The sequence below is a fragment of the Collinsella sp. Sow4_D11 genome, from assembly GCF_052116465.1.
GTDB lineage: Bacteria > Actinomycetota > Coriobacteriia > Coriobacteriales > Coriobacteriaceae > Collinsella.
On sequence record NZ_JBQKLA010000055.1, the window covers coordinates 1 to 2,193 of the forward strand.

2 protein-coding genes are annotated in these 2,193 nt (G+C 64.6%); both read right to left on the reverse strand.

Annotation, left to right across the window (positions count from 1 at the left end):
• Positions 1 to 62: 62 nt before the first annotated feature.
• Positions 63 to 1,658: a hypothetical protein gene (locus ACTQ40_RS10405; RefSeq protein WP_441564105.1), complete on the reverse strand. Its 1,596-nt coding sequence runs from the start codon at positions 1,656 to 1,658 to the stop codon at positions 63 to 65.
• Between the two features lie 11 nt (positions 1,659 to 1,669).
• Positions 1,670 to 2,029: a hypothetical protein gene (locus ACTQ40_RS10410; RefSeq protein WP_441085760.1), complete on the reverse strand. Its 360-nt coding sequence runs from the start codon at positions 2,027 to 2,029 to the stop codon at positions 1,670 to 1,672.
• Between the last annotated feature and the right edge of the window lie 164 nt (positions 2,030 to 2,193).

A 2,193-nucleotide genomic window follows, 5' to 3' on the forward strand; every position in this document is an offset into this window, starting at 1 on the left:
GGGTCTTGCGGTGGAGGCGGTTCAGGACATCAATGTCACCCATGCCCACCTCCATTCATCGTCTAGGCGAAGCACCACACGGCGCTGTTCTGTGAGTCGTCATCGGTCCAGCCGGTGTCCAGCACCGCCCGCCTCGCCGCGTAGGCGAGAGCGTCCGCCACGACAACGTCAATCTTGCGGGGGCTGTTCGGGTACTCCTTGCGGATCAGCCGATACTGTCCGCGCCGCTTCACGTACGCGTTGCCGTAATGCCGCAGCGCGTCCGGATCGTCGCTCTGCTTCGTGACTCCGGTCACTATGTCGGTGTGCAGCGTGTCCAGCGCCGGACCCATCAGAGTGTCTGAGGTCGTGGGGAACTCGACCACCACATCCTCGCCGAACTGGTGCGCCAGGTCTGAGATGTCGCTGCGCCACTCATGCGGGTCGTAGTGGCCCCGGATCACGCGATAGCGCGCATGCGCCTCACGGATACGCTCCAGCACCTCGGTGCGCGGCACCTGCCATCCGATGCCGTCGGACCCCTCGGGTTTCTCCCACAGCCCAATCGTCCACCGGTATCCATCTGACATGCGGCAGCCCCGGAGGATGGTCGAGTCATCGTTCAGCGACCCGTCGAACCCGAGCGTGATCGGCGTCCCATCGGCAGGTTCGGGACCGTCCACCTGGGCGTCCTCCACGGCCCTGAGCGCGATCCACGAATCCGAGGACGCCATGGCCCGATTCAGGTAGTAGCGAGCCCCCTCAGCCTCATCACGGCACTCGGTTGGATCCAGCATCGTCTGATAGGCAAGCTCGGGGGTCATCCAGCCCGACACGGGGTCCATGGCCGCGCCGTACACGTAGCGCAGTTGCGCCAGCGTGTGCTCGCGGTCCTCGTAGATGCGGATAGGTCCCTTCGCCTCGCGATGGTGGACCAGCCATCCGGGGCCAAGCTGCTTGGTCTTCCAGCGCTTGTAGATCGTCTCCCACACGCTTTCCTCGCCGTAACGGAATGCGGTCGTTGTCAGCAGCGCCCACGGTTCGTCGCCCGCCCTTTTTGGGAGGTTGCGCATCGTTGTGGCGTACATGTTCCGCAGCTCCGGGAGTACGTACAGGTGCACCTCATCCGGCACGAGGAAGGTCTCCTTGCCTCCGTCCTTCGACGCGGCACCGGACGAGCTCGAGCGGCATTCCCCGCCGTTCGGCAGGTAGATGTTGGTCGCTGAGCGGTAGTCGCGGATGCCCTTCACGCCGCCATAGATGTCGGGGTGATTGTCGTGACCCCAGTCACCCATGACGAAGGCGAGGTTTTGGAACGTGTTCCCGCTCTGCCTTTCCTCGGTCGCGAGGCAGCGGACAAACGGGGAGCGGATCGGGCGACCCACCGGCTGCCCACTCGCATCCCAGCCATCGAAACGCACCGGAGCAAGGGCCTCCGCCACGCCAATCAGCCCTGCAACCTCCGACTTCGCCCGACCCTTGGGCATCGACAGCACGCCACGAGAGATCAGCCTGCGCCCAGACGCCGGTTCGAGCTCGTAGGCGTCCACGACGAAATCGAGCATCTCATCATCAAACGTCAACGGCTGCCCCTCCACCGGCCCAGGGCCATGGCAGGCATACTCCTCGAGCCAGTCGATGACGGCATAGCCGAGAGAGCACTTCTGCCCCTCGAACAAGGGCCGGAACATCAGCCTGCGCGCCGCTTCCGCGCCCGGTCAAGGCTCGACACCTTGCCGGCGGATGCGACCGACTCCACAGACTTCTGATAGGCACCCCTCGGACCCCGATACTGGGGCCGGCGACCCTCCACGTCTGGCAACCGCAGCGCGGCCAATAGCTGCTTGAGGACCGTGGCCGTCGCGTTCGCCTCACGCAGCGCCGAGTTCACGACCAAGCTGGCCACTCCGTTATCGTCCGTCTCAATCGACAGCAGCACGTCATGCTTGCCACGGATCGCCGCATCCAGAGAGTCCAGCCGATCCTTTGCCCGGCATGCCTCTTCCAGTTGCACCAACTGCTCCGGCGTCAGCTCGAACACGTCCGCCACGCCACTCCACAAAGCGCGCCCACCATCCGCCAACGAGGCTGGACACGGGGCCGGGATATGGGGCTCGTCAGACATGCTCAACACCTCCAGCGTCGCGCCGATATGCATCTGGTGGTATCGCGCCACCAGAGAGAATGGTTTTCAGGTCCTGTAGACTGCGAGAC